This window comes from Bacillus sp. iso_77 (genome assembly GCF_056173625.1).
The window spans coordinates 2,516,296-2,540,987 of sequence record NZ_CM149683.1 but is presented as its reverse complement, the minus strand read 5'-3'; the positions used below and the strand labels follow the sequence as shown (position 1 = coordinate 2,540,987).

At 42.0% G+C, this 24,692-nt stretch carries 20 protein-coding genes and 1 riboswitch; of the genes, 18 read left to right on the top strand and 2 right to left on the bottom strand.

Annotation, left to right across the window (positions count from 1 at the left end; all coding sequences use genetic code 11):
* Nucleotides 1–4: 4 nt before the first annotated feature.
* Complete coding sequence (gene rnhC / locus AC0VYC_RS13035) at nt 5–928, bottom strand: ribonuclease HIII (protein ID WP_327855099.1); 924 nt, start codon at nt 926–928, stop codon at nt 5–7.
* A 134-nt stretch (nt 929–1,062) separates the two neighbouring features.
* Between rnhC and zapA the strand changes: the two genes are divergently transcribed.
* From zapA to AC0VYC_RS12960, 15 genes are all read left to right on the top strand, one after another.
* Nucleotides 1,063–1,320, top strand: coding sequence for a cell division protein ZapA (zapA, locus tag AC0VYC_RS13030; protein WP_008345998.1), 258 nt, complete (start codon nt 1,063–1,065; stop codon nt 1,318–1,320).
* Between the two features lie 7 nt (nt 1,321–1,327).
* A complete protein-coding gene (locus AC0VYC_RS13025) occupies nt 1,328–1,861 on the top strand; it encodes a CvpA family protein (protein WP_039166871.1) in 534 nt (177 codons plus the stop codon).
* 114 nt (nt 1,862–1,975) lie between these two features.
* Complete coding sequence (polX, locus tag AC0VYC_RS13020; protein WP_178930442.1) at nt 1,976–3,688, top strand: DNA polymerase/3'-5' exonuclease PolX; 1,713 nt, start codon at nt 1,976–1,978, stop codon at nt 3,686–3,688.
* Nucleotides 3,689–3,709: 21 nt separating this feature from the next.
* The gene (locus AC0VYC_RS13015) at nt 3,710–6,067 is read left to right on the top strand and encodes an endonuclease MutS2 (protein WP_024718639.1); all 2,358 of its coding nucleotides are present in this window, start codon (nt 3,710–3,712) and stop codon (nt 6,065–6,067) included.
* A gap of 14 nt (nt 6,068–6,081) precedes the next feature.
* Nucleotides 6,082–6,486: a DUF350 domain-containing protein gene (locus tag AC0VYC_RS13010; RefSeq protein WP_007501637.1), complete on the top strand. Its 405-nt coding sequence runs from the start codon at nt 6,082–6,084 to the stop codon at nt 6,484–6,486.
* A 162-nt stretch (nt 6,487–6,648) separates the two neighbouring features.
* A complete protein-coding gene (locus AC0VYC_RS13005; protein ID WP_007501636.1) occupies nt 6,649–7,104 on the top strand; it encodes an Imm63 family immunity protein in 456 nt (151 codons plus the stop codon).
* 100 nt (nt 7,105–7,204) lie between these two features.
* A complete protein-coding gene (locus tag AC0VYC_RS13000; RefSeq protein ID WP_113767054.1) occupies nt 7,205–8,914 on the top strand; it encodes an AMP-binding protein in 1,710 nt (569 codons plus the stop codon).
* A gap of 174 nt (nt 8,915–9,088) precedes the next feature.
* Complete coding sequence (locus AC0VYC_RS12995; RefSeq protein WP_017367816.1) at nt 9,089–9,673, top strand: TetR/AcrR family transcriptional regulator; 585 nt, start codon at nt 9,089–9,091, stop codon at nt 9,671–9,673.
* A gap of 25 nt (nt 9,674–9,698) precedes the next feature.
* Entirely contained in the window at nt 9,699–10,478 is a 780-nt protein-coding gene (locus tag AC0VYC_RS12990; protein ID WP_017358245.1) for an enoyl-CoA hydratase, read from the top strand.
* Between the two features lie 31 nt (nt 10,479–10,509).
* A complete protein-coding gene (locus tag AC0VYC_RS12985) occupies nt 10,510–11,283 on the top strand; it encodes an electron transfer flavoprotein subunit beta/FixA family protein (RefSeq protein ID WP_024718636.1) in 774 nt (257 codons plus the stop codon).
* A 44-nt stretch (nt 11,284–11,327) separates the two neighbouring features.
* Nucleotides 11,328–12,305: an electron transfer flavoprotein subunit alpha/FixB family protein gene (locus AC0VYC_RS12980; protein WP_039166889.1), complete on the top strand. Its 978-nt coding sequence runs from the start codon at nt 11,328–11,330 to the stop codon at nt 12,303–12,305.
* Between the two features lie 75 nt (nt 12,306–12,380).
* Nucleotides 12,381–13,859, top strand: coding sequence for an alpha-N-arabinofuranosidase (locus AC0VYC_RS12975; protein WP_475388630.1), 1,479 nt, complete (start codon nt 12,381–12,383; stop codon nt 13,857–13,859).
* A 246-nt stretch (nt 13,860–14,105) separates the two neighbouring features.
* Nucleotides 14,106–14,420: a thioredoxin gene (gene trxA / locus AC0VYC_RS12970; protein ID WP_007501629.1), complete on the top strand. Its 315-nt coding sequence runs from the start codon at nt 14,106–14,108 to the stop codon at nt 14,418–14,420.
* 139 nt (nt 14,421–14,559) lie between these two features.
* Complete coding sequence (uvrC, locus tag AC0VYC_RS12965) at nt 14,560–16,332, top strand: excinuclease ABC subunit UvrC (protein WP_041506756.1); 1,773 nt, start codon at nt 14,560–14,562, stop codon at nt 16,330–16,332.
* 61 nt (nt 16,333–16,393) lie between these two features.
* A riboswitch (Lysine riboswitch) is annotated at nt 16,394–16,571 on the top strand.
* Nucleotides 16,572–16,702: 131 nt separating this feature from the next.
* Nucleotides 16,703–17,938: an aspartate kinase gene (locus AC0VYC_RS12960; protein WP_056705939.1), complete on the top strand. Its 1,236-nt coding sequence runs from the start codon at nt 16,703–16,705 to the stop codon at nt 17,936–17,938.
* A 43-nt stretch (nt 17,939–17,981) separates the two neighbouring features.
* On the opposite strand, the gene AC0VYC_RS12955 is transcribed toward AC0VYC_RS12960, so the two are convergent.
* The gene (locus AC0VYC_RS12955; protein WP_475388627.1) at nt 17,982–19,730 is read right to left on the bottom strand and encodes an ABC transporter ATP-binding protein; all 1,749 of its coding nucleotides are present in this window, start codon (nt 19,728–19,730) and stop codon (nt 17,982–17,984) included.
* Nucleotides 19,731–19,859: 129 nt separating this feature from the next.
* Here AC0VYC_RS12955 and AC0VYC_RS12950 point away from each other — a divergent pair, with 129 nt between their 5' ends.
* The 3 genes from AC0VYC_RS12950 to AC0VYC_RS12940 are packed head-to-tail and all read left to right on the top strand — an operon-like array spanning nt 19,860 to nt 24,665.
* On the top strand, nt 19,860–21,317 hold the full coding sequence (locus tag AC0VYC_RS12950; RefSeq protein WP_335350412.1) for an ABC transporter permease: 1,458 nt from the start codon (nt 19,860–19,862) through the stop codon (nt 21,315–21,317).
* A 13-nt stretch (nt 21,318–21,330) separates the two neighbouring features.
* Entirely contained in the window at nt 21,331–22,851 is a 1,521-nt protein-coding gene (locus AC0VYC_RS12945; RefSeq protein ID WP_335350411.1) for an ABC transporter permease, read from the top strand.
* Between the two features lie 20 nt (nt 22,852–22,871).
* Nucleotides 22,872–24,665 carry an ABC transporter substrate-binding protein gene (locus AC0VYC_RS12940; protein WP_335350410.1) on the top strand — a complete coding sequence of 598 codons (1,794 nt, stop codon included), beginning with the start codon at nt 22,872–22,874 and terminating at the stop codon, nt 24,663–24,665.
* Nucleotides 24,666–24,692: the final 27 nt, after the last annotated feature.

Below are 24,692 nucleotides of genomic sequence, written 5' to 3'. Positions count from 1 at the left end.
TTGATTATAACCATTTTTTCGCTTTTTGGGTGTTGGCAAAATGAAGTTTTGTAAATTGGCGTAAAGCCTCTTCGCCGTGCTGTTTCATCAGCTTTGCTGCCGCTTTGTCAACATGCGGACCGGCCCCTTTTGGAATGTCAAAGCCCGCTGCTTTTGATAATTTATCCATTTCAATTAAAAAAGCATACCTTGCAATAATAGAAGCTGCAGCAACCGATAAGTGGATGCCTTCTGCTTTCGTACTAAAATATGTACGCTCCCGAATAATCTTTTTCCCCGCAAGGTGCCTGAAATAAATGCCTGGTTCGGCAAATTGGTCAATGAGAATGGCTTCTGGTTTCTTGCCATCCAGTTTTTCTAGCACGGAGGTGATGACTTGGTTATGAAGCAGTGCCTTCATTTTCCCTTGGCTCATGCCCTTTTCTTGCATCGCATTGTATTTTTCATTCCGAAGCACGAGAAGGCTGAAGGGGATGGTTTTGATCAAGTCTTTGGCAATGTTGATAATCTGCGGATCTTTTAGTCCTTTTGAGTCTTTCACCCCGAGCTCTTTCATGAGAGCAAGCTGACTGGAATCAACATAAGCCGCACAGACCGTAATGGGTCCAAAATAATCGCCAGTACCGACCTCATCTGAGCCAATAACCGACATGGAAGCAATGCCGGGTGGTGGGCTGTACTGTGTGATGGATGGTGTTTTTTTGCTTTTTGTTTCAGCTGCTTGTAAATTGTTGAACTGACTCGCTTCAGCTTCTGCCTTTTGTCCTTGGAACAGTACTTTTCCAGATTTGTAGGCTGTAATCGTACAGCCGGGAACCTTTGCTTGAAAAAGAGCGCCTGGCGGCAAAATGTCAGTTAAATGCTGAGCGTACACGCTCTTCATTTTTTTCATGTCTTCTGATGTTGCTTTTAAGACGGATTGGGGCACAGTGGATAACTCCTTTTTACCTTGATATCATTGATTTCTAAAGTGTACCATAACAGGGAAGGGCTCGTCTTTCCATTCAATGTCTAAACATGTTATGATAGAGACTAGGATTCTCGTGGAATGGAGGAGAAACGTTGTCTGACGGCGGTAAAACGAAAACAACAGTTGAGATTTACGGACAGTCCTATACGATCATCGGCCAAGAAACGAAGATGCATATGCGACATGTTGCTTCAATTGTTGATGATAAAATGAGAGAAATCAATGAAAAAAATCCATACCTTGATATAAACAAATTAGCTGTACTGACAGCAGTCAATGTCGTCCACGACTACTTGAAATTAAAAGAGCAATACGAAAAACTAGAGCTTCATCTAAAAGAAAAGGAATGAAATTACCGTGATCGATATCATCATTTTGTTTTTGCTTCTTATGGGAACGCTTGTCGGTCTAAAACGCGGGTTTATTCTTCAATTTATTAAATTGATTAGCTTTGTTGTTTCTATTTTAGTGGCTTCTATGTTTTATCAGTCACTTGCACCACAGCTTACGTGGATTCCAGCACCTAATTTTAGCGGCGGTCAAGCGCAGCTCGCTTTCTTTAGTGGGAATCTAGAAACAGCTTATTATAATACCATTGCGTTTATCATTCTGTTTATCTTGACCAAAATCCTGCTCGCTATCATCGGCGGATTGCTCACAACCATTGCAAGTATCCCTGTGATTAAACAGGTCAACAAACTGCTTGGCGCTGTTTTAGGATTTCTTGAAACCTATCTATTTGTGTTTATTCTATTGTTTGTGGCTGCATTACTTCCAGTCGATGCGCTTCAAGCCATGATGAGCAAATCAATGTTAGCAGATGTGATCGTAAATAGCACCCCTTACCTGTCCGGTCTTGTCAAAGACCTCTGGTCGACGTATGGAGTTTAAGAACTTCTCCTTTCTTGGAGAAGTTTTTTCTCATTCCATGACAGAAAGTTGTAGGATGAAGGGAAAGTTTGTATATTTATATAGGAAGATGCCAAAGCGGCTGGAGGATGAGAGATGAATAAAAAAGATATTATCAAACTTCTTGAAACAATTGCAGTCTATATGGAGCTAAAAGGAGATAATCCTTTTAAAATTTCTGCCTTTCGTAAAGCAGCTGCGGCACTGGAACAAGATGACCGCAGTCTTTCTCAAATAGATGACCTATTAGCATTACCCGGCATTGGAAAAGGAACCTTTGCTGTGATCACAGAGTATATCGAAAAAGGACAGTCTGAAACACTCGAACAATTAAAAAAAGAAGTGCCTGAAGGACTTGTCCCGCTCTTAAAATTGCAAGGACTCGGTGGGAAGAAGATTGCTAAGCTCTACCAAGAGCTTGGTGTTCACGATGCACAGTCTTTAAAAGAAGCATGTGAAGCGGAAAAAGTACAAACGCTTGCTGGGTTTGGCAAAAAAACAGAAGAAAAGATTCTTGCCGCTCTTGAGGAGGCGGGAAAGCAGCCAGAACGACTGCCAATTGGTTTTGCATTAGATGTGGCAGAACGAATTGATCATGCGCTGGAACAGATGGAGGGAATCATCCGTTTTTCAAGAGCGGGCAGTTTAAGACGTGCGCGTGAAACAGTCAAAGATTTAGATTACATCATTGCGACTGATAATCCTGAACAAGTGAGAGAACAACTTGTTGCTCTTGATGATGTCAAAGATGTCATTGCGAGCGGTGATACGAAGGTATCGGTCATGCTTGCACTTGATTTTGAAATCAGTGTAGATTTCCGGCTTGTGACAACAGACCAATTTGCAACAACGCTGCACCATTTCACTGGCTCAAAAGATCATAACATTCGTATGCGACAGCTTGCGAAGGAGCGCGGTGAGCGTATTAGTGAATATGGGGTTGAAACGATCGAAACTGGGGATGTGAAAACATTTGAAGACGAAAGCGCTTTTTATGCACATTTCCAACTACCGCTCATTCCGCCAGAAATTCGTGAAACCGGAGCAGAGATTGATTCGTATAAAGAAAGTATGCAATTTGTAGACCGAAAAGATATCAAAGGCGACCTTCATATGCACTCGACATGGAGTGATGGCGCTTTTTCTATTCGCGAAATGGCAGAGGCATGTATCGCAAAAGGCTATGAATACATGGCGATCACAGACCACTCACAATATTTAAAAGTAGCAAACGGTTTAACAAAAGAACGTTTGCGTTTGCAAGCAAAAGAAATTGACAAGCTGAATCAAGAATTCGAGCATTTTCACATTTTCAAAGGGGTCGAAATGGATATTCTGCCGGATGGATCGTTAGATTATGATGATGACTTTCTAGCAGACATGGATTTTGTCATTGCGTCTATTCATTCTAGCTTCTCTCAGCCGGAGGAAGTCATTATGGAGCGCCTAGAAAATGCCTTGAATAATCAGCATGTGGATTTAATTGCCCATCCAACTGGCCGTTTGATCGGTAGACGAGACGGCTATGCCTTAAATATTGATCAGCTCATAGAGCTTGCGAAAAAAACGGGCACTGCACTGGAACTCAACAGCAACCCGTCAAGACTTGATTTAAAAACAGAGCATTTAATGAAAGCAAACGAAGCGGGTGTGAACATCATGATCAATACAGATGCACACAACATCGCTATGCTCGATCATATGGACGTCGGTGTCACAGCTGCAAGAAAAGGATGGACACCAAAAGCAAATGTCGTGAATACATTTTCACTCAATGAGATGAAAAAGTTTTTAACGCGTGACAGGTAGTCGTTAGGAGGCTGGACCATGCTGCAACAAAAAGTGTTAGCATCATTAGAATTTCATAAAGTAAAAGAAAAAGTCATGTCCTATACTGCTTCGACTTTAGGGAAAGAAAAAGCGCAGGACTTAATACCACTCACAGATATCGAGAGCATTCAGCATCTGCTAGAAGAGGTAGCAGAAGCGCAAGATGTGATTCGTTTAAAAGGATCTGCGCCATTTGGCGGGTTAACGGATATTAGACGAGGAGTCAAACGAGCAGAAATAGGCAGTATATTAAGCCCTTCTGAGCTGATGGAAATTGCGGCGCTGTTATATACCACAAAAAACATGAAGCACTTTCTCGCCTCTATGTATGAGGACGGAGTAGAGATACCCCGTCTTCATACATATGCAGAATCGCTGATTTTACTGCCAGACGTGAGAAAAGAAATCGAAAGCTGTATTGGTGATAATGGAGAAGTGCTTGATCACGCAACGCCAGCCCTCCGCACCATACGAACGCAGTTACGATCACTAGAATCAAAAGTACGAGATAAATTAGAATCAATGATTCGTTCACAATCTGCCTCGAAAATGCTGTCAGACACCATTGTGACGATTCGTAATGATCGGTTTGTCATTCCCGTAAAACAAGAGTACCGCTCGAATTATGGAGGGATTGTTCACGATCAATCTTCTTCAGGCGCAACTCTTTTTATTGAGCCGCAGGTGGTCGTAGATTTAAATAACACCTTGCAGCAAACTCGCCTAAAAGAAAAGCAAGAGATTGAAAAGATTTTGCAAATGCTGACAGCGAGTGTGTCAGAGCACATTGATGAATTGCTTCATAATGTGAATGAACTTCAGACATTAGATTTTATTTTCGCCAAAGCCAAATATGCAAAAGCAGAAAAAGCCACAAAACCTACTGTGAATAACCAAGGGGAGATTTATTTAAAACGGGCAAGACATCCCCTATTGCCCCGAGATCAGGTTGTGGCAAATGATATTGAGCTAGGGAAAGATTTTTCTACGATCGTCATCACAGGTCCAAATACAGGCGGTAAGACCGTCACTTTAAAAACACTCGGACTTCTTACGCTGATGACGCAGGCAGGTCTTCATATTCCAGTCGAAGAAGGATCAGAAGTGGCTGTATTCGATCAAGTCTTTGCTGATATTGGAGACGAGCAGTCTATTGAACAGAGCTTGAGTACTTTCTCATCTCATATGGTCAATATTGTGGATATCTTAAAGCATTTGACGTCTAATTCACTCGTGTTATTTGATGAATTAGGTGCAGGAACAGATCCTGCTGAAGGTGCAGCACTTGCGATGAGCATCTTAGATGAAGTTCATCAAACAAATGCGCGCGTCATCGCAACGACTCACTATCCTGAGCTGAAGGCATACGGGTATAACCGAGAAGGCGTCACAAATGCGAGTGTAGAGTTTGATATTGAAACCTTATCCCCTACATATCGCTTGCTCATCGGGGTGCCGGGACGAAGTAATGCATTTGAAATTTCCAAGCGTCTAGGACTGCCTCATCATTTAATTGACCGTGCAAAAGCAGATATGCACGCAGAACATAATGAAGTCGATCAGATGATTGCTTCATTAGAAGACAGCAAAAAACAAGCAGAAGAAGAACTGCATGAGACGGAATTCTATAGAAAAGAAGCAGAGAAGCTCCATAAAGAACTGCAAAAACAAATCCTTGAATGGAATGAACAAAAGGACAAACTGCTTGAAGAAGCCGAACAAAAAGCGGCAGAAAAAATTGAACAAGCAACAAAAGAAGCAGAAGAGATTATTCAAGAGCTTCGGTCCATTAAAAGTGAGCATCGTTCATTCAAAGAACATGAACTCATTGATGCGAGAAAGCGTCTTGAAGAAGCTGTCCCTGAGTTTGACCGTAAGAAAAAACCAGAGCCAGTGAAAAAAGCAGCAAGACAGCTAAAGCCAGGCGATGAAGTCAAAGTGCTGACGTTTGGCCAAAAAGGAACGCTCATCGAACAAACGGGTAACAAAGAATGGAGTGTCCAAATGGGCATTCTAAAAATGAAAGTAAAAGAAAAAGATATGGAATTTATCAAATCAGCACCGGAATTTAAACAAGAGAAAGCCATCACGGCGGTCAAAGGAAAAGACTATCATGTATCACTTGAGCTTGATTTAAGAGGAGAGCGTTATGAGAATGCCTTAAGCAGAGTCGAGAAATACTTAGATGATGCCGTCTTAGCTGGCTATCCGCGCGTGTCGATCATTCACGGTAAAGGCACTGGCGCCTTGAGAAAAGGGGTCCAGGAATTATTAAAACAGCACCGTAGTGTAAAAAATGCTCGTTTTGGAGAACAAGGCGAGGGAGGATCAGGCGTCACCATCGTCGAATTAAAGTAAAAAGGAGAAAACGCATGAAAGCCTTTTGGGAAAATGAACTTGTGGAAATTGCCGCCTATTACAGCGTGGCCGTCCTATGTCTTGTCTTATTTCTTACCATATTTGAACTCGTGACCTCCTATAAAAACTGGGAAGAGATTCAGCGGGGGAACTTAGCTGTTGCTATGGCAACCGGCGGGAAGATTTTTGGGATTGCCAATGTCTTTCAGCATTCCATCGCCCAGCACAACTCGCTTCTTCAAATGGTCGGATGGGGCGTATACGGCTTTGTGATGCTGCTCGTCAGCTATTTCATTTTTGAATTTTTAACACCACGATTTAAAGTAGACAAAGAGATTGAGAATGATAATAGAGCGGTCGGGTTTATTTCACTCATTATTTCTGTTGGGCTGTCTTATGTAGTAGCAGCCGGCATTTAAGGAGACGACATGGAAAAACTAGCCAAAGTATTAATTGTAGTTGCCTGCACTTTTGCGGTTATTGGTGCCGTTTACATGTTCCTGTAAAATGAAGAATACATTCTAGAAAGCTGTCAGGGAAAACCTTGACAGCTTTTCACTCATCAAAGGCGGCGAATCAGAATGAATCAAATTTTGCAAAAAGACGAACTCATAAAGCGCATTGACAGTTGTCTCAAAAAGACATCTCTTCCCCAAGACATATATGAACCGTATATTGCACGTCCTTTTCAAACGACTGGTTTTTTTGATGATTTGAGCCCCTATATTGAAATTGATCCAGCCGGCTATATTCTTATTCAATATGAACGAGGGATTAAAGTGCTTCATAAAAGAACAAAAGAGGCGGATGAAGTCGTTTATTGGATTTTAGAAGACACCATCTTTCTAACTGTGTATCTAGACATGATGAGACAATATCAAGTGGACAACATCCACACACATTTACCTAATGACCCTAGTATCCATAAACAGATTGTGGAGAGAGTCCATGAGTCATTTCGTGCGATCGGTGGATTATACGAAAAGTGGCATCATGAAGGGAAAAGAGCCTCTATAGAAACACCGGCGAAAAAATGAAGATGTGTCATGGAACGAGCTCGATTTGAAAAAAGCAAACAGCCATAAGGAAAAGTTTGCTATAATAAAATAGTACGAAAGTTCAGGAAGGAGGGTTTTTATGCAGTCAGATAAACGTTGGCTTCTGCATTACCCGAATCAAATTCCCCACGAACTCACCATCCCAAATGAAACGTTGCAATCTTACTTATTCAGCTCCGCAGAGGCAGCACCTGAGCATACAGCCATTCATTTTTTAGGAAAAAACATCACCTACCAGCAGTTACAAGAAGATGCACTGAAATTAGCCAGTCACTTGATTGACATCGGTGTCAAAAAAGGCGACAGAGTAGCGATTATGCTGCCAAACTGCCCGCAATCGGTGATTTCTTATTATGCGGTTTTAATAGCAGGCGGCATTGTCGTTCAAACCAATCCGCTTTATACGGAGAAAGAACTGGAATATCAAATGGAGGACAGCGGCTCTAAGGTGCTGATCACTCTCGATCTACTGTATCCAAAGGCCTATAAAATGAAAGCGCTGACAAGCATGGAACATTTGATCATCACAAAATTACAAGATTACTTGCCATTTCCGAAAAACATATTGTTTCCGATTGTCCAGCGAAGGAAAAACAACATGGTCATCCAAGTGGAGAAGAGTGAGACCATTCATCATTTCTCACAGATCATGAAAGAATCGTCAGGAGAACGGATTCCGCAAATATCCTTTCAACCGAAAGAGGATGTCGCAGTTTTGCAATATACAGGCGGAACGACCGGGTTACCAAAAGGGGTCATGCTCACACACGAAAATATAGTAGCCAATACAGAAATGTGTGCATCCTGGATGTATAAAACGAACCGTGGAAAAGAGCGGATTCTTGGGATCATTCCGTTTTTTCATGTATACGGCATGACGACCGTGCTAAACCTTGCAGTCAAAGAAGGTCATCAAATGATTCTTCTTCCGCGTTTTGATGCAGCGGATGCCTTGAAGACCATTGAAAAACAGAAACCGACGCTGTTCCCAGGAGCACCAACGATGTATATTGCCCTGCTTCATCATCCGAATATTGAAAAGTATGACCTATCATCCATCACCGCATGCTTAAGCGGATCGGCCGCTCTTCCTGTTGAAGTCAAACAGAGTTTTGAAAAACTAACAGGAGGAAGGCTGGTGGAAGGGTATGGACTTTCAGAAACTTCTCCTGTCACTCATGCCAATTTCTTATGGGGAGCGAACAAAATAGGAAGTATCGGGTGCCCTTGGCCGAATACAGATGCCGGTATTTATTGTGAAGAAACGGGTGGACTCAAAGCGCCATATGAGCACGGAGAGATTATCGTCAAAGGTCCTCAAATCATGAAAGGATACTGGAATCAGCCGGAGGAGACAGCGGCAGTGTTAAGAGACGGCTGGTTTTTCACAGGAGACATTGGGTATATGGATGAGGATGGTTTTTTCTATATCGTAGACCGGAAAAAGGATGTCATCATCGCGAGCGGCTATAATATTTACCCAAGAGAGGTTGAAGAAGCCCTTTATGAGCATGAGCTTGTACAAGAAGTTGTTGTGGCGGGTATTCCAGATCCGTATAGAGGGGAAACAGTAAAAGCCTTTGTTGTCCCGAAAAAGGATGCCTATGTAACAGAGGATGAACTGGATCGTTTTGTAAGAACAAGAATTGCCTCATTTAAAGTGCCGCGTGTCTACGAATTTAAGGAATCACTGCCTAAAACGGCTGTAGGGAAAATCTTGCGCAGAGTGTTAATTGAAGAAGAAAAAAGAAAGCAATCATCTTCAACAGAAGAACCAGTCGATCAATGAGAGAATGAACCAGCATCATCCGGTCAAGCGGCCGGATGATTTGAATTGTAGGTGTCTGCTCTGGTATGCTAAAGGTTGAAAAGAAAGAAGAACATCACTTGACAAATCACTCGTTTCTTTTTAACATAAAGTTATGAATGAATGCTCATTCAATTTAGAAAGGGACGAAGCACATTGAAGCAGAAAAGACCGAAGTACATGCAAATTATTGATGCAGCCGTTGTGGTGATTGCAGAGAACGGCTACCATCAATCACAAGTTTCAAAGATTGCCAAACAAGCAGGGGTAGCAGACGGAACCATTTATCTCTATTTCAAAAACAAAGAGGACATTTTGATCTCGTTGTTCAAAGAAAAAATGGGACAATTCATCGAACGGATGGAAAACGATATTCAAAAGAAACCGTCTGCCAAAGAAAAGCTTCTTCTCCTCATTCGAGAACACTTTCGCCTGCTATCGCAAGACCATCATTTGGCCCTTGTGACACAGCTTGAACTCAGGCAGTCAAACCTTGAACTGCGCCAAAAAATCAATGAGGTGCTGAAAGGGTATTTAAATATGCTAGACTCCATTTTAACCGAAGGAAAGAAGACAGGAGAATTTAGACAAAATCTAGATGTCCGCTTAGCGAGACAAATGGTATTTGGGACGATTGACGAAACCGCTACAACATGGGTCATGAATGATCAAAAGTATGACCTGCCTGCACTCGCAGAAAGTGTACATGATCTTCTCTTAAACGGAATACATCAATCTTAAAGACAATTGAAAAAGGATGATTGACATGGAAAAAATACTTAGCTTACACCAAGACGAACAGACAGCACTCATCACGATTCAACACCCACCTGCAAATGCCTTATCCTCTCAGCTTCTCACTGAACTCAACGACATGTTTGATCAGCTTGAACAAAACAGTGAAGTGAGAGCTATTGTCATTCATGGAGAAGGTAGATTTTTCTCAGCAGGTGCTGATATTAAAGAATTTACGACCTTGCAGGAAGAATCTGATTATGCCAGCCTTGCAGACAGAGGACAGCAAGTGTTTGAACGAATTGAACAATGTCCAAAGCCGGTGATTGCTTCCATTCACGGGGCAGCATTAGGCGGCGGGCTTGAGTTGGCGATGTCATGTGATATTCGAATCGCAACAAAAGATGCAAAGCTGGGACTGCCGGAATTAAATCTCGGTATTATCCCAGGATTCGGCGGAACGCAGCGCCTGCCTCGCTATGTTGGATCAGCTAAAGCACTTGAAATGATGGGAACAGCTGAGCCGATTACAGGGGAAGAAGCATTTGCTTGCGGACTTGTTTCAAAACTTGCGGAAACAGAAGAAGAAGCGCTGGAAACAGCCAAAACATTGGCGGCGAAATTTGCAGCGAAAAGCCCTAAAACACTTGAGTATGTGCTTGAGTTATTGAATGCGACAAAAGTGTACTCATATGATGGCGGAATGAAGCTGGAAGCCAAAAAGTTTGCTGAGGTGTTTCAGTCGAATGATGCCAAAGAAGGCATCCAAGCTTTTATCGAAAAGCGTAAACCGAATTTTAAAGGGGAATAAGGGATTAGTACGACACAAGGGGGAGAAATGAATGAATATTTTTGTTTTAATGAAGCGTACGTTTGACACGGAAGAGAAAATCTCTATTCAGTCTGGTGCTATTCAAGAAGATGGGGCAGAGTTCATTATTAATCCTTATGATGAGTACGCAATTGAAGAAGCGATTCAGCTTCGGGATGAGCATGGGGGAGAAGTAACGGTCGTGACAGTTGGCAATGAAGATGCGGAGAAACAGCTTAGAACAGCACTTGCAATGGGCTGCGATCAAGCCGTTTTATTAAATGTTGAAGATGATTTGGAGGAGTGGGATCAGTTTTCCGCTTCTACGATTCTATATCACTATCTCAAGGATAAAGAAGCTTCCTTGATCTTAGCAGGGAATGTAGCGATTGACGGCGGGTCTGGACAGGTGGCCCCGCGTCTTGCTGAATTACTCGGTTTTCCATATGTCACAACCATTACAAGTATTCAAATCGACGGCGGCTCAGCTTCAATTGAGCGAGATGCAGAGGGTGATGTGGAAGTGATTTCTGCCGAGCTCCCGCTAGTGGTCACCGCGCAGCAAGGTCTCAATGAGCCTCGTTATCCATCGTTACCAGGCATCATGAAGGCAAAGAAAAAGCCTTTAGAAGAATTAGAATTAGACGATCTAGATCTAGATGAAGACGATGTGCCATATAAAATCAAAACAATCGAACGTTTCTTACCGGAGAAAAAAGAGGGTGGCAAGGTGCTGAGCGGCGAGCTTCAGGATCAGGTCAAGGAACTGACAGACCTGCTAAGAAATGAAGCAAAAGTCATCTAAACATCCACTTTACGATATCACGAGAACAAGGGGGAGCTTAAAGGATGAGTAAAAAAGTTGTTGTACTTGGAGAAAGTCGTGACGGTAAATTAAGAAATGTGACGTTTGAAGCGATTGCTGCCGCTCGCGAGGTGGCTGATGGCGGTGAAGTGATTGGCGTTTTAATAGGGGATCACGTCAAAGATCAAGCGGATGAACTGCTTTATTATGGAGCGGATCATGTGATGATCGTCGAGCACCCGCATCTTTCTTATTATACGTCTGATGGTTTTGCGCAGGCGCTTCAAGCAATATTAGATCAAGTCAATCCTGATGCAGTGCTGTTCGGTCATACATCGATCGGAAAAGACTTGTCACCAAAAATAGCTGCACGCCTGCAAACAGGCTTAATTTCAGATGCAATAGATGTAAGCGTTACCGGTGAACATCTTGTTTTCACTAGACCGATTTATTCAGGAAAAGCTTTTGAAAAAGTCATTTCAACAGATCGTCTGCTTTTGGCTACTATCCGTCCAAACAACGTGGCACCGCTGGAGCGTGATGCGTCACGCAGCGGAGAAGTGACGCCAGTTTCTGTCGATATTCAAAACCTAAGAACGATCGTGAAGGAAGTCATTAAAAAAACATCAGAAGGTGTAGATTTATCTGAAGCGAAGGTCATTGTCGCAGGAGGCAGGGGGGTCAAGAGCAAAGAAGGCTTTGAACCGCTGAAAGAACTTGCCCAAACGCTTGGCGCAGCAGTCGGTGCCTCGCGTGGTGCATGTGACGCTGACTACTGCGATTATGCCCTGCAAATTGGTCAAACCGGTAAAGTGGTCACACCTGACCTTTACATTGCCTGCGGGATTTCAGGAGCTATTCAGCATTTAGCCGGTATGTCCAACAGTAAAGTCATTGTTGCAATCAACAAAGACCCTGAAGCTGAAATCTTCAAAATTGCCGATTACGGAATTGTCGGTGACTTATTCGAAGTCGTTCCGCTTTTAAATGAAGAGTTAAAAAAGATGAATATCCATTCTTAACGCTCATACACTCAGAATGCCTAGGTATTCTGGGTTTTTTTGTATGTCATCGCGAAACAAAGGAGCGGTTTACAAGTGAATGGGACAGTAAAAGCGAATGAAGTGATTGGACGCATTTCTAAACACATCTATGGACACTTTCAAGAGCATTTAGGAAGAGGAATTTATGACGGCATTTGGGTAGGGAAAGACTCATCGATTGACCATATTGAAGGGATACGTACCGATGTACTAAAGGCACTTCAAGCCTTACATATCCCGGTGCTGAGGTGGCCGGGCGGCTGTTTTGCAGACGAGTATCATTGGGCAAACGGCGTCGGTGATCTGAGTGAACGAAAGCCGATGGTGAATACTCATTGGGGTGGCACCGTTGAATCAAATGCGTTTGGTACACATGAATTTATGAGACTGTGTGAATTACTTGAATGTGAGCCTTATATTTGTGGAAACGTTGGAAGCGGCTCTGTTCAAGAATTAGCAGAATGGATTGAATATATCACATTTCCTAAAGGGACACCTATGTCGGATTGGCGGATTCAAAATGGAAAACAAGAACCGTGGGAGCTGACGTACGTTGGTGTAGGCAATGAAAGCTGGGGATGTGGTGGAAATATGACGCCAGAGTATTATGCAGACTTATATAAACGCTACCAAACGTATGTGAGAGAATTTGCTGGTCAGCGCATTTACAAAATCGCATGCGGTGCGAATTCAAATGATGTGAATTGGACAAAAGTATTAATGGAGCGCGCAGCGCCTTGGATGGATGGGCTCAGTTTGCATTACTATACGGTCCCAGGAACATGGGATAAGAAAGGGTCAGCGACCGATTTTGATGAGGATGAGTGGTTTACAACGCTGAAAAAGGCGTCTGAAATGGAGCGGCTTGTCGTGGAACACGGAAAAATCATGGATCGTTATGATCCAGACAAGCGAATCGGGATGATTATTGATGAATGGGGGACATGGTATGATCCAGAACCGGGGACAAATCCAGGGTTTTTGTATCAGCAAAACACATTAAGAGATGCTCTAGTCTGTGCCTTGCATTTTCATATTTTTCATCGCCATTGCCAGCGGATTCATATGGCGAATATTGCCCAGACCGTCAATGTGCTGCAAGCGATGGTGTTAACGCAGGACGAAAAGATGCTCCTGACACCTACCTATCACGTATTTAACATGTTTCAAGTGCATCAAGAAGAAGAAGCGCTTGAAGTAGAATTGAATGTCCCTTCATATGAACGCCGGGGTGAAAAAATCCCTCAAGTCAGTGTATCAGCCTCGCGGTCATCTGACAAGATGCATATTAGTTTATGTCATGTGAATCCCCATGAAAAAGCAGACGTATCTCTTGCGATAGAGGGAATCGATGCAAAAACGAAGGTCACTGGCCGTGTGCTGACTGCTGATCGGATGAATGCGCACAACACGTTCGATGATCCTCATTCCGTTCAGCCTGCGGACTTTCGGCAATTTGCTGTTAAGCACGGCGAGCTGACTATTGATCTGCCGCCTATGTCGGTTGTAATGTTGACCGTCGATCTGGCTTGATCGCATATTTCAATGTTTGATGAGAAGAATGTTGGGGCATCATACATTGTAAATGAAGCGGAAAGGGAGTCATGTCATATGCTTAGAACCATTCTGATGATCATTGGTGCGATTGTTGTTATTGGTGCGATTATACGGTTTGTTTTTTAATTCATTTCATAAAAAATGATTCGTAAGCATTTCATTCGCAAGTCACATTGGTAGATGCTATACTAAAAAGCATAATTTACATTGGAGGAATGAATAATGGCAATCGTAAAAGCTACTGACGCAACATTTTCACAAGAAACTGCAGAAGGTGTTGTTCTTGCAGACTTTTGGGCACCTTGGTGCGGACCTTGTAAAATGATTGCTCCAGTTCTTGAAGAACTTGATCAAGAAATGGGCGATAAAATGAAAATTGTAAAAATTGATGTGGATGATAACCAAGAAACTGCTGGTAAATACGGCGTTATGAGTATCCCAACACTTCTTGTTTTAAAAGACGGTGAAGTCGTCGAAACGTCTGTTGGTTTCAAACCAAAAGAAGCACTAGCTGAGCTTGTAAACAAACATCTATAAACCGATCTATGCCCGCGTGGCATGATCTCAAAAGCGGTTCTCGTATAGTCGAGAGCCGCTTTTCTTTCATCGTGGTATAAAACAAATGTTCGTGATACACTAGAAGGAGTGAAAGTGGAAAACAAGGACGGATGAAAATATGAACAAATTGATTAAAGAAAAGCTGTCAGTCTTACCTGATCAACCAGGCTGTTACTTAATGAAAGATAGACAAAATACGATCATTTATGTGGGAAAGGCAAAGGTATTAAAAAATAGGGTCCGCTCTTATTTTACAGGATCTCATGATGCCAAAACGCAGCGGCTTGTCAGTGAAATCGAAGACTTTGAATACATTGTCACCTCTTCAAATATTGAGGCACTTATTTTAGAGCTGAATTTAATCAAAAAATATGACCCGAAATACAATGTCATGCTCAAGGATGACAAAACGTACCCTTTTATTAAAATTACGAATGAACGTCACCCTAAGCTGATTGTCACCCGCAATGTGAAAAAGGATAAAGGGAAATACTTCGGTCCATATCCGAACGTACAAGCAGCAAGAGAAACGAAAAAGCTGCTCGACCGTTTATATCCACTTAGAAAATGTGCGACACTCCCTGACCGAGTCTGCCTTTATTATCATCTTGGACAATGTCTTGCTCCGTGTGTGTATGACATTTCTGAAGAAACGAATAAACAGCTCGTCGACGAAATCACAAGATTTCTAAACGGAGGACATCAGCAAATCAAGAAAGAATTAACAGAAAAGATGCAAGAAGCGGCCGAACAATTAGAATTTGAGCGGGCAAAAGAACTGAGAGATCAAATCGCATACATTGACTCAACGATGGAAAAGCAAAAGATGACGATGAGTGACTTATCCGATCGTGATGTGTTTGCCTATGCTTATGATAAGGGCTGGATGTGTGTCCAAGTCTTCTTCATCAGACAGGGGAAATTAATCGAACGTGATGTCAGCCTATTTCCGATGTATCAAGACCCTGAGGAAGAATTTCTCACGTTTATGGGGCAGTTTTATGAGAAGAACAACCATTTTCTGCCGAAGGAAATTTTGGTGCCAGACAGCGTCGATCAAGAGATGATTGAGCAATTGCTTGAAACGAATGTTCATCAGCCGAAAAAAGGAAAGAAGAAGGATTTGCTTTTACTTGCCCACCAAAACGCCAAAATTGCTCTCAAAGAAAAGTTCTCGCTTATAGAGCGTGATGAGGAACGAACAATTGGTGCAGTGGAGCAGCTTGGCGATGCACTCAATATTTATATGCCATACCGGATTGAGGCGTTTGATAACTCCAATATCCAAGGAGCAGACCCCGTATCCGCTATGGTTGTCTTCCAAGACGGGAAGCCGTATAAAAAGGAATACCGAAAATACAAAATTAAAACCGTTGAGGGGCCCGATGATTATGCTTCCATGCGTGAAGTCATTAGAAGGCGGTATACCCGTGTGTTAAAGGATGAACTGCCGCTTCCTGACTTGATTTTAATCGACGGAGGAAAAGGACAAATCAACGCAGCCATAGATGTGCTCGAAAATGAATTAAATCTGTCTGTTCCTGTGGCAGGTCTAGTGAAAGATGAAAAACACAGGACATCGAATCTTATGATGGGTGATACGCTTGAAATTGTTGCGCTGGAGCGGAATAGTCAGGCCTTTTATTTATTGCAGCGTATTCAAGATGAAGTGCACCGATTTGCGATTAGTTTTCATCGGCAGCTGCGCGGGAAGAATGCATTCCAGTCTATTCTAGACGATGTCCCAGGTATCGGGGAAAAGCGCAAAAAGCAGTTGCTGAAACATTTTGGCTCTGTGAAAAAGATGAAAGAAGCCTCTATCCAGGATTTTCAGGACGCTGGTATTCCGAAACAAACGGCTGAACTTTTAATGGAGGCATTAAAAAAATAGATTGTACTTTTTCCAAAAGTCTGTTAAGATGTGACTAATTTAATAAATGAACGTGTTGTTTGTTGAAGATAGAGGTGCGAACTTCAAGAGTAAGCCTTCAGAGATCGAGGGGATCTAGGAAGAGGGCTGAAAGGGGAGCGTCGCCGAAGTGAATAAAATCCACTCATTTTATTCGCTGGCTGTACATTGAAGAAATGTAGGGCTGTCAAGAATTCATTTCTTGGAGGGCTATCTCATTGTTTGCATCGTTTGATGATGATTTTAAAGCAATGGGAGATTTGTTCTCTCATTGCTTTTTTATTTGCAGTGAACAGAGCAGTCTCCGCAGCCTCTTCTCTCACACGTGATCTTTTGAAAAAGGGTGGTAGACATGGGACTAATTGTACAAAAATTTGGTGGAACATCTGTTGGATCGACAGAAAAAATTCGCAATGTCGCAGAGAGAGTCATCGCTGAACGCGAGGCAGGAAATGATGTGGTCGTGGTTGTGTCTGCGATGGGCAAATCAACGGATGTTCTAGTAGACCTAGCGAAAGAACTCACAGATGATCCAAGCAAAAGAGAAATGGATATGCTACTGACAACTGGTGAGCAGGTGACCATTTCATTATTAGCAATGGCACTCCAAGCAAAAGGTTATGATGCCATTTCCTTTACAGGCTGGCAAGCTGGGATGAAAACAGAGAAGGTGCACGGAAATGCAAGAATCGTGGACATCGATGAAGCAAGAATCAAAGAAGAACTGAGTGCGGGAAAAGTCGTCGTTGTAGCAGGTTTCCAAGGAATTGCGGATGATCTACATATTACAACACTTGGGCGTGGTGGATCAGACACGACTGCTGTGGCACTAGCTGCGGCACTCAAAGCGGACAAATGTGATATTTATACGGACGTACCAGGTGTGTTTACAACAGATCCTCGTTATGTGCCATCTGCGCGAAAACTTGCAGGAATTTCATACGATGAAATGCTTGAGTTAGCCAATTTAGGAGCAGGTGTGCTGCATCCGAGAGCGGTCGAATTTGCAAAAAATTATCAAATCCCACTAGAAGTCCGTTCTAGTATTGAAAATGAATCGGGTACGTTAATTGAGGAGGAATCATCCATGGAACAAAATTTAGTTGTAAGAGGCATTGCATTTGAAGATCAGATGACACGCGTGACGGTATGCGGCCTTTCAAGCGGTTTAACAACGCTATCGACGATTTTTACGACACTTGCAAAGCAAAATATCAATGTCGATATTATCATTCAGTCTGTCACAAGCACCAATCAGACCTCTATCTCTTTCTCTGTGAAAACGGATGATTTGTCTAAAACAGTTGAAGTATTAGAAGAATACAAAGGTGCGCTTGGTTATGAGCAGATTGAGACAGAAAGCAAATTAGCCAAAGTATCTATCGTTGGCTCTGGTATGGTCTCAAACCCAGGTGTTGCGGCTGAAATGTTCGCTGTGTTAGCTCAAAAAGACATTCAAGTGAAAATGGTCAGTACGTCTGAGATCAAAGTCTCAACAGTCGTTGATCGTGAAGATATGGTGAAAGCGGTAGAAGCCCTTCATGATGCGTTTGAATTATCAAAGGTGAGCGCCGCTGCTCATTCTTAAACAACAAAAGAGGTGTACCCATTGTAGCGGGTACACCTCTTTTTTATTGTGCTGTTGGAATGGCAACCCAGTGATCTTTTGATATTTCTACTAACTCTGCATTCTGTAAATGATAAGGATCTTCGTCCATCTGTTCTGCCGAAACGAACCTTTCCTTCTTTGCTTCCACTTTAGGATCAGGTATAGGGATAGCTGAAAGTAACGATTTTGTGTAGGGGTGCTGCGGATTGTTGTAAAGCTCCTCACTTTCGGCTAATTCAACAATTTTACCAGCATACATCACAGCCACTCGGTCACTAATATGTTTCACCATCGACAAATCGTGTGCAATGAATAAATAAGTCAACCCAAGCTTTTTCTGAAGATCCTCTAATAAGCGTACGATTTGCGCTTGGATAGAAACATCAAGTGCAGACAGAGGTTCATCACATACAATCAATTGTGGTTCGACGGCAAGCGCCCTTGCGATTCCAATTCTCTGGCGCTGTCCTCCGGAGAATTCATGAGGGTACCGATCGGCATGTGACGGCTTGAGGCCAACCATCTCAAGCAGTGCTTCCACCCTTTTTCTTCTTTCGGTGTTGTTTGTGCTTAACCTGTGGAGATCAAGCGCCTGTCCGATAATATCCAGCACTTTAAAGCGAGGATTTAGAGATGAATAAGGGTCTTGAAAAATCATCTGCATATGCCGCCGCATCGTTTTCATTTCTTTTTTCGACAGACGGTGGACTGGAATGCCTTGAAATAAGATATCTCCATCTGTTGGTTCGTTTAAGCGCAGGATCGCTCGGCCAGTGGTTGATTTCCCTGAACCTGATTCGCCAACAAGCCCCAGTGTCTCTCCGCGTTTAATCAAAAAATCAATCTGATCAACCGCTTTTAGCACATGCCCTTTACCGATTTGAAAGTGCTGAGATAATGATTTAACTTTCAGTAAAGGCGGATGATGTTTGATATGTATGGCATCAAAATCTTTCTTGTTTTTTTTCTTTTCATGTAAACGAGGCAAAGAATTGAGAAGCTGTTTTGTATATTCATGCTGAGGGTTCTCAAACAATTCTTCTGTTGTATTGGATTCGACAATTTTTCCTTCTTTCATCACAACCACCCGATCACACATTCCGGCAACAACGCCTAGGTCGTGTGTGATGAAAATAATCGATGTCCCAAATCGTTCTTGAATATCCTTCATCACATGTAAAATTTGGGCTTGTATCGTCACATCGAGTGCAGTTGTTGGTTCATCTGCGATAAGCAAGGCTGGCTGAGAGGCTAAAGCGATGGCAATGACGATCCGTTGACGCATACCGCCAGAAAATTCATGCGGATATTGCTGATAGCGCTCCTTACTATGCTGAATTCCTACAAGTTTCATCAGGTCAATGGCCTGTCGTTTGGCTTCTTCTTTTGAAAGCTTCTTGCGTTTAATCAAGCTTTCAGCGATTTGGGGGCCGATCCGTATCGTTGGATTGAGAGAAGTCATAGGGTCTTGAAAAATCATGCCAATATCCCGCCCTCTTACAGCCTGCATTTCTTTTTCCGTTTTTGTTGTGAGTTCTTCCCCCTGAAAGGTTATGCGTCCTGATTTTAAAAAAGAAGGAGGTGATGGAAGGAGTTGTAAAATACTCCGGGCTGTTACGCTTTTCCCGCTTCCTGATTCCCCGACAATACCAAGTGTTTCTCCTTTGTTTACTTCAAAGCTAATGCCACGGACAGCTTCTAATTCGCCATCTCGTGTGTGAAAAGATATATGTAAATCCTTCACTGTTAGAAGAGGTGCTAAATCCTTCAATTTTTTCCACCACCTGTATGATATGGATATTGACTTTCAAATGAAGCTAGCATAAACTTTACTATACAGATCGGAATAATGCAATTAACTTTTTGGAACGAACATTCATGTGAAAGGGGGAACGATGGGTTGTCGAGAATGGTAGCTGTAAAACATGATGAGATTGGCGGCGTATCTCATCCATCCTGGGTTAGTCGAATATTTCAAGACATTCAATCGCGCCGCGCATATCAATTAGTGCTGTGGATTGTTGGTTTACCCGTGCATTTGTTTGTGTTTTTTTATTATTTACATAAGAGTAAACAAGATACATATATTCATGTATTAGAAGAAGTGAAGGCTCGTTTAGATGTTTCCGGTGTTAAAGAGAAAATGAGAGCGGATATTCAGCAGCAAGTGTTGAGGAAAAAAGAATTCTTCCATGAAAAAATAGATCCACATGAGATCGACAGCCTCACTCACCAGTGGACAGAAGAAGCCTTTCAAAAAACAGTGAAATTGAAGGTTGAGGAAGAGCTGAAAAAACAAGGTCAGTCGAAAGTCACGTTTCACACGGTTTTTGCTTCACTATTATCTAACCGGCTTTTTCTTATGGTGACATTGATTCCAGGCTTACCAATGTACATTCTGCTTTTTTTATACCGGCATGCATTCTTGAAATATGTTGTTGAACGGCTGCTTATGAGTGTATTGGTGATTATCGGTGTAGTCATTCTTGTCTTTACCATTCTCTATTTCTCTCCATTTGATCCAGCAGTAAATATTCTTGGAGAATCCGCAACAAAGGAGCAAATCGCAGCTTTTAATCACCTATATGGTCTAGATCAACCATATATCCAACAGCTTTGGAATGCTTTAAAAGGACTTTTCACATTTGATCTAGGAAAATCGTTTACCGGAAATGAAGAAGTGGCAACAAGCATAGCGAGTAAATTTCCTATCACGCTCACATTAGCTGTTTGGTCACTCGTCATGGCGATTGTGATTGCCATTCCAATAGGGATTATTTCTGCAACAAGACCGTATTCATTTTTTGATTATTCGTTCATGTTTATCGCATTACTTGGGTTGTCTATTCCAAATTTTTGGCAAGGACTCATTTTCATTTTGAACTTTTCGATTAAATGGAAATGGCTTCCCGCCACGTATTCCCCAGAAAATTGGTTATCGTTACTCATGCCAGTCATTGTCCTTGGTACGGGGTTAACTGCCTCGATTGCTCGGATGACCAGGTCATCTATGCTCGAAGTTATTCATGAAGATTACATGATTACAGCAAAAGCAAAGGGGCTAAGTCAGCAGTATATTCTATGGCGACATGGAATTGGCAATGCCATGATTCCGATTATTACCGTCATTGGACTGCTTTTCGGCGGCATGCTTGGAGGAGCGGCTGTTACAGAAAAGGTATTCAACATTAGTGGGATTGGAAGCTATATTGTTGATAAGCAGTTTATTCCTGATATTCCGAGTATTTTGGGAGGGGTTGTATATGTGGCGATTACCATCTCCGTCGTGAATGTCATCATTGATATTTTATATGCATTTTTTGATCCTCGTATTAGATCAAAGATGAAACAATATTGAAGTAGGTGTAGGAATGTCAGCAACGATGAAGTCGATTCATTCTCATGAGCAGCATCACGTGAAAAAGCGGTCTATCGAGTATATTGGCGCAAAATTCACATCTGTTGCATCAATTGTCATGACCATTCTTTTCTTTATAAACAGCGTTGATATTGCGAATCAAACCGTGAAGCCACTGATGTTCAGTGTATCTTTTATTTACCTTTTCTTTTCGCTTATTCAAGTCAGTATTACATGGAAAATGAAGAATGATCTAGAAAAGACAGGTGTAATTCAAACCTTCACGAGGCGTCTAGGTTATGTGCAGCTGTTGAGTCTTTTGGTTGGTCATCTCATCATCACCGTTTTTGCCTTTAGTCTCATAAAAGAAAGAAAATCTCTGGCATATATATTTGCTTTTTACATGCTGATCAATCATATCGTGATCATGGCTTTGTCCGCTCTTAATTTATTCAAACCCTATGTAACGGATTCCTTTCCACTTGCTATGCTGATTCTGCTTGTCATCGGTCTCTTTTATACGGCAGTATTTGTGTTTGTCATCAAGCAGGAGGATAGAAAGATATCACCGGTAGCGGGAACATATTTTGCCATTGTCCTTGTGCTTTCATCTGTGATGGGCAACGTATTTGCTCTTCTTCTGGCGATACAGCTTGCGGTGAAAACAGGACATATCAAAAAATATCGTTTTGAAAAATGGCGTTCCATCTGGGAGAAAATAACGAGAAACCAAGCAGCGATGCTAGGACTGTTGTTCATTGTTTTTGTTTTTTCTCTGTCAATGTGGAGTGTGTTTACCTTCGATTATGACTTGGCGGTTGAAAATCAATATGGTGCTATTTTGCAAACACCAAGTCTTGCTTATCCACTTGGAACTGATCAATTTGGCCGTGATGTATTTTCGCAAATTGTCTTTGGGGCAAGAATTTCCTTACTCGTTGGCTGCATTTCAACACTTATTCCAGCTGTCATTGGAGGTTTTTTTGGGGCGATTGCAGGATACTACACGCCAAAAATAGATCATGTCATTATGCGGCTGCTGGATGTTCTTTATGCCATCCCTGGCATATTGCTGGCAATCGCGATCATTGCAGCATTTGGAGCCAATATTGTGAACTTGATCATTGCTCTTAGTGTAGGAGCGATTCCGACCTATGCCAGAACAATGCGTGCCAACGTCATGATGATTTCTAATCTCGAATATGTTCACTCAGCCCGTGCATTAGGTGCTAGTGATTGGTCTATTATTTTTAAAGAAATTGTCCCCAATGCACTGGCGCCGATGATTGTGAAAGCCACTTTGACAATTGGGTCGGCAGTGATTGCGACAAGTAGTTTGAGTTACTTGGGCCTTGGTGTTGAACCTCATATTCCGGAATGGGGAAATATATTAAAAGCGGGGAGTACCTATCTAGAATCTCATGCCTATCTAGCAATTTTTCCAGGGCTCGCCATTATCATACTTGTCTTATCATTTAACTTTTTAGGTGACGCATTACGGGATGCGTTAGATCCAAAATTAGATGAAATGTAAAAACACAAGGGGGAAATATTATGAAAAAAAGTGTATTACCATTGCTCATCATATTGCTTCTCGTATTAGCAGGCTGTGTCAATACGAAGTCAAGTGTAGGAAATGAAGAAGGTAGTCAAGCGTCGAAAGAAACCATTGAATTACTTGGAATGAGTAGCAGTGAAGATGACCTGAATATTGTTCGAGATCAATTGGTCAAGAGTGGATTTAAAGTAAAACTCAATATTCAGCCTGATTATGGCAGCTATACAGCTCAAAAGGATGCCGGGAATTATGACATTGTTCTTTCGAGTTGGACGACTGTGACGGGGAACCCTGATTATGCGGTTCGTGGCCTGTTTAAAACCGGTGCTGATAACAGCATCATGTCAGATAAACAAATCGATCAATTGATTGACAAAGCAGCAACAGAAACGCCTGTCGAATACATTCAAACGTATCAAGAATTAGAAAAGCGTCTCGTCTTTGATAAGGCCTATATTGCGCCGCTTTACAATTCATTGAAAGCTCAAGGTGTGAACAAAGGTGTGATCAATGAGAAGACCGTTCGTCTAGCTAAATCTCGGGCAGTTGCATGGGAATCAATTGATTTTAACGATTCATCCAAAAGAAATAAAGATCCGCTCATCACGCAGCAGGCACTGGCTTCCCTTACATCGCTTGATCCGATCAAAGGCAATGATGGATCAATTAATACACTGAATACAAATATGTATGTAAGACTTGTGAATTTGACAGATGATGATAAAGTCACATCAAAAGGTTCACTTTCTTGGAATCATGCCGCAGCAAAAGATAAAACACATTATTACTTCTTATTAAGAGACGATATCCGTTTTGCAAAGGTGGAGAATAAAAAAGCGATGGATTCGGGTGAACGCGTAGGTGCAGATGATGTGGTTTTTTCGCTGAACAGAGCTAAGGATAAAAACGCAGTACCAGACCATCGTACATACTCATTGCATGAGCATATTCAAAGCGCAGAGGTTGTTACCGATCTATCTGAACTGAAAGCAACATCTGGTAATGGCGGTACGATCAAAGAAGAATTAGAAAAAGATGTGCAACAGAAGGTGCAAAAGCTCGTAAAAGATAAAGAAGATGCAGACAATCAAGCAGGTGCGTATCAAGTGGTCAAGATCACGACAACAGAGCCATTCCCGCAAGTATTAAATTATTTAGCCCATCAATCAGCAGGAATTGTTTCTAAGAAACAGATAGAGCGTGTAAACACATATGATATGGATGCCTTTGATCCAGCAAAGGATATCCCATATGGTGATCAGCGTACAATCACGGAAGGAAAAATGTATAACAATCAATTGTTTGCGAGTGGTCCATACATTTTATCGTATAAAAACGATTATGAAGCCGTTTTTTATAAAAACCCTGCATATATGAAAGGCACAGAGAACGAGCCAAACATTTCTCAAGTCACCGTTCGATTTATTGAAAATCCTGATAGTGCACTGTCTGCACTTCGAAATGGTGAAATTCATATTTTTAATGGTATTCCTGAAACAAAATATGATGTGGTCGAGAAAGACAGCAAGCTCGCCTTGCAAAAAAATCAGAGCAATGCGGTTGCTTATCTATTATTTAACACATCTAAACGCGAAGTGGCAAAAAGTGAAGAATTACGAAAAGCCATCCTTTACTCAATCAATCAAGAGGAATTCGTCAACTTCTATCAAGGTCATAAAAACAAGGCTTCATCCACAGTCAGTCCGCTTGTCGAAACAAAAAATGAGTTAAAGCCAGACGCAGAAAAGATGAAGGGATACTTAACGACATATCAAAAAAGTAAAAAATGAACAAGGAGCATCTACTCCGAATGGGGG